This window comes from Paenibacillus sp. oral taxon 786 str. D14, from assembly GCF_000159955.1.
GTDB classification, from domain to species: domain Bacteria; phylum Bacillota; class Bacilli; order Paenibacillales; family Paenibacillaceae; genus Fontibacillus; species Fontibacillus phoenicis.
In genome coordinates, this window is the sequence record NZ_GG695972.1 from 343,333 (window position 1) to 351,671 (window position 8,339).

An 8,339-nucleotide genomic window follows, 5' to 3' on the forward strand; every position below is an offset into this window, starting at 1 on the left:
TCGTGAACTTTATCTGAGGGTATTGATGCGATCCGTTTTGAGATTACCTTCGTTTTGGATCGTTGTTTTTACCACCAAGTCCATTCTAAGACGGGGAAAATACTCCGACCGCCAATGAGCGAGCTTCTCCCTCGGGATTTTGGTCCGGAGTTCCCCCGTGTTTGCAAGATCGACACCTTCGGATTGATCTGGCTGCGCATGTACGTCGCCCCGATGCCTGATGTTCGTCGGGAAGATAAAGAAAATGATCCCGATGTGAATCAGGATATTTACGATCATGACCTGTAGACTTTTATCCACTCGAATCATCCTTTGGTTTCGGATCAGATACATGAAGGGGGGCGAGTAATTCCGGTCATTTTCCATCATGAAGATATTGCTGATCAGGGCTGGCAAAATGATGGAAAACGGTAACCGGTCCATAAAGAGAAGGAGACGGCCTTGTCTGAGCGCATGGGCAGCTTCAACCGGCAGCTCGGTCGTGTAGAATTTGGGTAAGGCATACCAAGGCTGGAAGCCAAGCGATTTGGAGAGCCGTTGTAAATTATAGATTTCCTGGTGTTTGTTCGCTAAGACTGCAGATTCGCAAAGACAGCCTTATTCTAAGCAAAACAGGCACTGGCTATACGCGCCAATGCCTGCTTCGTATTGTTATCCAAGCCTTCATGTACACGTGAAGACCGGCCTTGTGTCCCTGCTCCGACTACAACAAACTGCCTATTTCTAAAACAACAAAAGCCCTACCTCTCATTTGTCCTTGCGGCTCCGATGACCGCGCCAGTGTGAATCAGAAAAACGTCCAAATTCTTACTTTGATTGGGTCATTCAAATAAGGAATTTCATACCGAACGGTATAAGGAGAGTTATAATCTTGTGAGGAACTGCAACGTGGTTATAACAACTAATTATTTATTATACTTTGAATGAATAAAAAATGCAATGCATATATCTAAAAGCCTTTCTAAAGTGATGATTTTGTGAAACCCGGGGAAAACAGAAGAAGCTGAGATATTTGTCACACTAGAGTAGGGAAGGCACCATGTATAATGAGGTCATCTAAGATTTATATAATCAAAAAATAAGGGAGTTAGCCATGAAACGCGGAGATATCCTGTTGATCGGAACCATCGTCGTGATCGCTTTGGTCTTCTTGGTTCCGAGATGGTTTGGCGATTCAAGTGAAAACAATCACAAAAACGAGAATCGAGTAGCGAGAATCACAGTGGACGGGAAGCTGTTTAAGACGGTGCAGTTGACCGGAGAAGAACAGACGGTAGACATTATAACGGAGTATGGCCACAACATTTTGAAGGTGCATGACTACGGGATTGAGATGATCGACGCCGACTGTCCGGACAAAGTGTGCCTGACCTTCGGATTTATTGACCGTAACGGTGGGACGATCGTATGCCTGCCACATAAGTTGATGGTTGAAGTGGTAGCTTCAGAAGGGGGAGACGAGGTTGATGCAATCCTTTAATGAATCATCCAGCCTGCTGCTAAAAAGAACGGTGATCGTAGCTATTTTCGCGGCGGTGGCGGTCGTTCTCAGCTTGGTGGAGTCCCTCATTCCCGTGAACATGAGCGTACCTGGGGCGAAGCTCGGACTGGCTAATATTATGGTGCTGACCTGCCTTTATTTTCTGCGAGCCCGGGACGCCTTCATGATGGTGCTGTTAAAGACGCTGCTCACGGCGTTTATTTTCGGGACCTTTTCCAGCTTCCTGTTCAGTATTATGGGGGCGTTGTTCAGCTTTGCGGCGATGTGGTTCCTGCTGCTGGTTGGGCGCAAACGGCTAAGCGTCATCGGGATTAGCATCGTTGGGGGGATTGCCCACAATATCGGGCAATTGACGGCCGCTGCTTTGTATTTTAATACGACGAAAATTTTCTATTATTTGCCGATGCTGCTCATCATGGGGGTTCTGACCGGGATCGCCGTTGGAATTGCCGTGAGATATTTGATTCCGTCGCTGTCGAAGCTGTCTTTATTTGAAGGCTTTTTAGCGGAAACGGCTTAAGCCGGGAGGGGCTTCGCACGACGTACATCTGAGGGGGAGAGAGAAATGGGAGAAACCGGATTCGCTTATGAGCTGAGGGAGGTTTCCTTCGCATACCACCCGGCGCATCCTGTGCTTCAAGATGTTACGCTTAGCATCCCTTCGGGCAGCTGGGTGTCGTTGGTGGGGCCGAACGGCTGTGGCAAATCCACGCTGGCAAAGCTGCTGGGCGGTTTATTGGGCGCTAACAGCGGAGCGATATATGTGGAAGGAACGAAGTTGGATCGGAATACGGTGACTTCGTTGCGTCCACGCATCGGAATGGTGTTTCAAAATCCGGACAATCAATTTATCGGCGCCACGGTTGAAGAGGATATCGCCTTTGGCTTGGAGGGGCATAATCTGCCGCGGGAGGTCATGGTGAAGCGCGTGCGGGAATATGCGGATAAACTGCACATCGGCCATCTGCTGTCCAAGCATCCCGCGGAGTTGTCGGGAGGACAAAAACAGCGGGTGGCCGTCGCTTCCATCTTGGCGATGGAGCCGGGCATCGTGATCTTTGACGAGGCTTCCTCGATGCTGGACGAGAAAGCCCGCGGCGAGCTGCTTGCCATCCTGCGGGACATGAAGCAGAGTGGCCGTTACACGATGGTCTCGATTACGCATGATGCCGATGAGATTATGGCCTCCGACCGGGCGATCGTACTGGGAGGCGGAACGGTAGCCGCCGACCTGGAGCCGGGCGAGCTGTTTCGGGATGAAGCCCTGCTGGCGGAATGCCGGTTAATCGCCCCCTATCGGATTCGGCTTCAACAGGAGCTGAGGCGGCGGGGCGTGACGCTTCCTGCGGGCTTTGAATTGAACGGCGAAGAGGAGGCGCAACTTTGATGGCGATACAGTTCGAGCAAGTCAGCTTCGCTTATGACGAGAGCAGCCTATGGCGGCACAATGCGTTGCTGGAGGTCGACCTCTACCTGGCGGACGGCGTGTTTGCCGGGATTGCCGGGGCTTCCGGCTCGGGCAAATCAACGTTGATGCAGCATTTCAACGGCATTTTGAAGCCGACGGGCGGGAAGGTGCACGTTCTGGATGTGACGATGGAAGCCGGCGGTAAGGCGCCGCCGCTGCGCGAGCTGCGGAGGCGGGTTGGACTCGTCTTCCAGTTTCCGGAGCAGCAGCTATTCGAGGATACGGTGGAGAAGGATCTTTGCTTCGGTCCGCTGAATTTCGGCTGCTCCTTAGACGAAGCCAAGGCAAGAGCCAGACGTGCGCTGGCCCTAGTTGGGCTTGATGACTCGTTCCTCAGTCGCAACCCGCTCCGCTTGAGCGGGGGGCAGATGCGCAAAGTGGCGATCGCCTCGGTGCTGGCGATGGAGCCGGACGTGATCGCGCTGGATGAGCCGACAGCGACGCTGGATCCGCAAAGCCGTGCCGAATTGGCGGAAATGCTGTCGCGGCTGCACCGTGAAGAGGGGAAGACGGTGATCGTGGTAACGCACCGGATGGAGGAAATCCTCCCGTACGCAGAGCAGTGGATCGTGATGAAAGATGGCCGGAAATCGTTCCAAGGCAGTACGGCCGAGCTGGTAAGCGAGGCACCCCGTCTGGAGGCCGAGGGGCTGGCTATCCCGGCATGTATCCGTTACTGGAATAAAGCGGCGGAAATGTACGGCCTGACAGGCGAGCCGCCGTGCTTGACGGCGGAGGCGTTGGCCGAGCGGTTGGCCTGGTTGTTGGATGAGGCTGGGGAGCGTTCCGCCCCGACCTTGCTGTCCGTGGACCGGCCCGTTCCGGCTCGGCCGCCGATTCTATCCGGCACTTCCGGGGAAGGAGGCAGCGGGCATGCGGAATAAGCTGCTGTTTGGGCGCAGTATTGATACCGGCTCTTGGGTGCACGCTGTAGATCCTCGGGCCAAGCTGGCCGGGATGGTGCTGTATCTTGTTGCGATCGTGGCGGTAGGCTCTTGGCCCGCCTTGGCCGTGGCTGCGGTGTTTTCGATCGGCTATATGCTGTCGACCAAGATCCCGCTGAAATATTACCTGAAGGCGGCCAAACCGCTGTGGGCACTGATGGTGTTTATCTTCGTTGTTCAGTGCTTGACGGTGGAGTCGGGGGAGGCGATCTGGCGCATCGGCTCCTGGACCCTATACAGCGGCGGAGTCAGCAGCGGATTCATCGCCGCCTCCCGTATGGGGTTGTTGGTGTCATTCACCGCCATCCTGACGTTTACGACGACGCCGGGGGTGTTGAATCAAGGTTTGAGCGGTGTGCTTAAACCGCTGAAACGGATTGGCGTCTCGCCCGAGCAACTGACGCTGATGATGAGCATTGCGCTGCGCTTTATCCCCACGATTTTGGACGAAACGCACAAGATCCTCAAGGCACAGGCGTCGCGCGGTGCGGACCTGAAGGAGCTGCCGTGGAAGGAGAAGGGGCGCATGCTGGTCTCCCTTCTCGTACCGGTTACGGTCAGCGCCTTCCGCCGGGCTGAAGAGCTTGTGTTGTCCATGGAGTCCCGGGGCTACACGCTTGGCGCACCGCGTTCGGAATACCACCTGCTGGTCTGGAAAGGCCGGGACACTTGGTTTGTGTTGTCCTATGTGGTCCTGGCTGCAGCGGTTGTGGTTTATCGGTTGGTTTGAACCGCTAATGCAAAATTCTCCGCGAGTAAATTCATGTAGATAGAGTTTGATGGGATAGGTTGATAGGTTGGACATTTAAATCATGTGAGGGGGAAACGGCTGTGGCACGTTTTTTTAATGGGAAAGAAGTTGAGCTGCTTGCGCCTACGGGGACGTTCGAAATTTTCAAACAAGTCATTGTAGAGAATTGTGATGCGGTTTATTTCGGAGGACCTAACCTGAATATGCGCCTGATGCGCAAAGGATTTAATTTTAGCCTGGAGGAAATTACGGAGGCAGTCCAGATTGCACACGGGCTTGGCAAAAAAGTGTACGTCACCGTCAACAATTTGCTGAACGAAGGCGAGTTGGACGAGGCGCGGGCATATTTGCGTTTCCTGGAATCGGCGGGACCGGATGCCATCATTGTGCAGGATTTCGCTGTGTTGTCGCTGATCCGGGAGATGAACCTGAAGCTAAACGTGCATTCCTCCGTCATGATGAACGTGCATAACGTGGAGATGGTTCGCGCTTTACAGGAGCTCGGGGTCACTCGTGTCGTCACTTCGCGGGAAATGGATCTCATGACGACCCGCTATCTTCAACAAGCGACCGGCATGGAGTTGGAGTACTTTGTGCATGGGGATATGTGCTCGGTGCACGGGGCGAACTGTTATTTCAGCTCTGCGGTATTCGGGATGAGCAGTAACCGGGGGAAATGCCTGAAGCCATGCCGCTGGGATTATCGTGTGAAAAAAGACGGCAACATCTATCCGGCGGAATACCCGCTGGCGGTCAAAGACATGTTCATGTACGAACATATCCCAGAGCTGATTCACGGCGGCATCACTTCCTTCAAAATCGAAGGCCGCATGCGGGATGCCGCGTTCGTGGTAATGCTCGTGAAGGCGTATGGCGATGCGATCGACCGTTATATTAACGATCCGGTGGGCTTTGAACGCAGCCGGGATACGAAACTGCTTTACGATAACCGCAAGCGTGATTTTTCAACGGGATATGCGTTTGGCCGTCCGGGATTGTCCAACATCAACCGGCGTTACGAAGGAACGGGGAAATTTTATAGCACGGGCAAAGTGTTTAGTACGCCAACGGAGGAGCGGGAGCTCAGCGACAAACGCGTTGCCGTGATTCGCGAGACGCTGGCGGCGGTGGGGAAAGAGAAGGGTACGGTGCAGGAGAATCACGCGGCTCCTGGCGTCTCCGTGCATGTGAATAACATGGCTCAAGCCAAAGCCGCGCTGGAAGCGGGAGCTGACCATATTTATCTCTCCGGCGACGTATTTGAACCGGATCGTCCGTTTACGAAGGAGGACGTGAAAGAGCTGGCGGCATTAAAAGGGAACGCCAAGCTAGTTCTGTGCCTGCCGCGGATGATGACGGAGCTGCATTTTGAGATGTATGACGGCTTGCTGTCGAGCGAACGGTTGCCGATCGACGGCTTGATGGTGACGAATCTGGGGGCGATCCGAAAATTTGCCGACAAGGGTTACCCGCTGGTGGGGGATTTCAATCTGAACGTATACAATCAGCTGGCAGCTGAGTTTTATCGGGAGCGTGGCGTTAGCCGGCTTACGGCATCCATGGAGCTGCCGCTGAAGGACCTGGCAGCGCTACTGGCACATGCCCCAGGGCCGCTGGAGGCTATCGTTCACGGTACACCGGCAATCATGTACATGGAGCATGACTTGTACGAAAACGCTGAAGTGTTCCAAGCCATCGGCGAGGAAGACAATCACTACGTGGATAACAGCATTTTGGTGTTAAAAACCGATAAAGGCGAAAACCCGGTTTACCGGGACGTTCATGGTCGCAACCATCTGATGTTGGCCAAAGAAATCTGTTTGCTGCCCGCGGTGAAGGAATTGCTGGCGGCGGGTCTATCTGTCTTCCGCATCGAAGGGGCGACCTACCGTCCAGAGCAGCTGGCCGAGATCGTGCGCACCTATAAGGCGGCGCTGGCTAACCCTGCGGCAGCCGGAGAGTTGTTTGCCGCGATGAAGCCCGTTTATGCCGGCTATACGCTGGGGGCGTTGCAGTTTGACGGCGGGAGTGCCAGCGGGGCTGCGGGCGCAGGGGCGACAGGAGCAGAGATGGCAGGAGCAGAGGCGTCGGCCCTGAACAACGAAGGCAACGGCGTCAAAGAGGAGGCCGCCGAAGCGCAGGCGGAAGTGGCGGCAGGAGTGCAAGCCTAATCGGGGAAAGGAAGCGAATGAACATGTCAAAATATATCGGACCGGACGAAGTGTTAAAGAAACGGCAGCAATATTTTTATCCTTGCACCAGCCATTTCTATCGAAATCCGCCGCAGTTGGTGAAGGGGGAGATGCAGTATTTGTACGGTCATGACGGGAAGCGGTATACGGATTTTTTTGCCGGCGTATCCGTCGTGGCCAGCGGTCACTGCAATCCGGAAATTGCCGAACGGACGGCCGAGCAGCTGCGGATGCTGCAGCACACGTCCACGATCTATTTGACGCAGCCGAATGTGGATTTGGCGGAGCGGCTGGCGGACGTGCTGCCGGGGAACCTGCGCCGCACCTTCTTCGTGAACAGCGGCTCGGAGGCGAATGAAGGCGCCTTGCTGCTTGCCCGCATGCATACGGGGCGGCGGGGCTTCCTGGCGCTGGAGCAAGGTTTGCACGGCCGGACGTATTTGACGATGAGCGTGACCGGGCTGGCGATGTGGCGGACGGATCCACAGCTGGCGCATGACACGGATGTCACGTTTATCCCCCGGCCGTATGAGTACGGGCTTAGCGCCGACGAGGCGGCACGCCGCTCCATCGCCGCGCTGGAGGCAGCGCTGGCGGAGAAAGGCGGCGATATCGCGGCGATGATCGCCGAGCCGATCCAGGGGAACGCCGGCATCGTTGCGCCGGCGGAGTGGTATTTCGCTGAAGTGAAGCGGCTGCTGGAGCAGCACGGCGTGCTGCTCATCGCCGATGAAATTCAGACCGGATTCGGCCGGACGGGCCGCATGTTCGCCGTGGACCGTTACGGCGTCACGCCGGACATCCTGACGATGGCCAAGGCGCTTGGCAGCGGCATCCCGGTGGCGGGCTTCGCCACCACGGACGAGATCGCTGCCAGCCTGAACCGGCCATCCGCCTCCACGTTCGGCGGCAACCCCGTCTCGTCCGTGACCGCGCTCGCGGTCCTGGACTACATCGAGGCGCATCGCCTGCCGGAGCGGGCCGAGCGCCTCGGTAAGCTGCTGCGCGGCGGCTTAACGCGCCTCGCCGCGCGGTTTCCGCAGCACGTCTCCGACGTGCGCGGTGCGGGGCTGATGCTCGGCGCGGAGCTATGCGCCGAGGAGCCCGCGCGCGGCGCGAAGCTCACCGACGACGTGCTGGAAGCGATGCTGGACCGTGGCTATATCATCGGCAAGAACGGCGTGAACCGCAACGTTCTGGCCTTCCAGCCGCCGCTGGTCATCGACGAGGCCGACGTGCGCGGCATGCTGGACGCGCTGGAGGCTTCGCTGGCGGAGCTGGTGTAACCCGTGCAGCTGGGCTAAGGTCCGCTAGGCGTGAACATGCGCGCCCGGCGGACCAGCGCAGCAGGCGTACCACCCGCCCGCCAGACGTAGACCCGTCTCATTAACGGTAAAAAGTACCTTTATTTTCGGCCCATCGGCCTGTTTCCATCAAAATAACGGTAAAAAGTATCCTTATTTTCCGGAATTTCTGTCAAAAC

Annotated in this window: 8 protein-coding genes and 1 pseudogene; 7 read left to right on the forward strand and 2 right to left on the reverse strand. The window is 56.0% G+C overall.

Annotated elements, in window-relative coordinates:
* Window positions 1-9: 9 nt before the first annotated feature.
* Both POTG_RS24655 and POTG_RS25320 read right to left on the reverse strand, forming a co-directional pair.
* Window positions 10-300: a hypothetical protein gene (locus POTG_RS24655; protein ID WP_232282236.1), complete on the reverse strand. Its 291-nt coding sequence runs from the start codon at window positions 298-300 to the stop codon at window positions 10-12.
* Window positions 301-309: 9 nt separating this feature from the next.
* Window positions 310-552 (reverse strand): annotated as a pseudogene (locus tag POTG_RS25320) (spore germination protein); the annotation flags it as partial.
* Window positions 553-1,093: 541 nt separating this feature from the next.
* Here POTG_RS25320 and POTG_RS06530 point away from each other — a divergent pair.
* From POTG_RS06530 to POTG_RS06560, 7 genes are all read left to right on the forward strand, one after another.
* Complete coding sequence (locus tag POTG_RS06530) at window positions 1,094-1,480, forward strand: NusG domain II-containing protein (protein ID WP_009224031.1); 387 nt, start codon at window positions 1,094-1,096, stop codon at window positions 1,478-1,480.
* The gene (locus tag POTG_RS06535) at window positions 1,467-2,021 is read left to right on the forward strand and encodes a Gx transporter family protein (protein ID WP_009224032.1); all 555 of its coding nucleotides are present in this window, start codon (window positions 1,467-1,469) and stop codon (window positions 2,019-2,021) included. The genes POTG_RS06530 and POTG_RS06535 overlap by 14 nt, the downstream gene beginning before the upstream one ends.
* Window positions 2,022-2,066: 45 nt before the next feature.
* Window positions 2,067-2,888 carry an ATP-binding cassette domain-containing protein gene (locus POTG_RS06540; RefSeq protein ID WP_009224033.1) on the forward strand — a complete coding sequence of 274 codons (822 nt, stop codon included), beginning with the start codon at window positions 2,067-2,069 and terminating at the stop codon, window positions 2,886-2,888.
* Window positions 2,888-3,853: an ATP-binding cassette domain-containing protein gene (locus POTG_RS06545; protein ID WP_009224034.1), complete on the forward strand. Its 966-nt coding sequence runs from the start codon at window positions 2,888-2,890 to the stop codon at window positions 3,851-3,853. Before POTG_RS06540 ends, POTG_RS06545 begins: the two co-directional genes overlap by 1 nt.
* Entirely contained in the window at window positions 3,843-4,643 is an 801-nt protein-coding gene (locus tag POTG_RS06550) for an energy-coupling factor transporter transmembrane component T family protein (protein WP_009224035.1), read from the forward strand. The genes POTG_RS06545 and POTG_RS06550 overlap by 11 nt, the downstream gene beginning before the upstream one ends.
* Before the next feature lie 101 nt (window positions 4,644-4,744).
* Window positions 4,745-6,835 carry a peptidase U32 family protein gene (locus POTG_RS06555; RefSeq protein WP_009224036.1) on the forward strand — a complete coding sequence of 697 codons (2,091 nt, stop codon included), beginning with the start codon at window positions 4,745-4,747 and terminating at the stop codon, window positions 6,833-6,835.
* Window positions 6,836-6,858: 23 nt separating this feature from the next.
* Entirely contained in the window at window positions 6,859-8,142 is a 1,284-nt protein-coding gene (locus POTG_RS06560; protein WP_036644459.1) for an aspartate aminotransferase family protein, read from the forward strand.
* The last annotated feature ends 197 nt before the right edge of the window (window positions 8,143-8,339 follow it).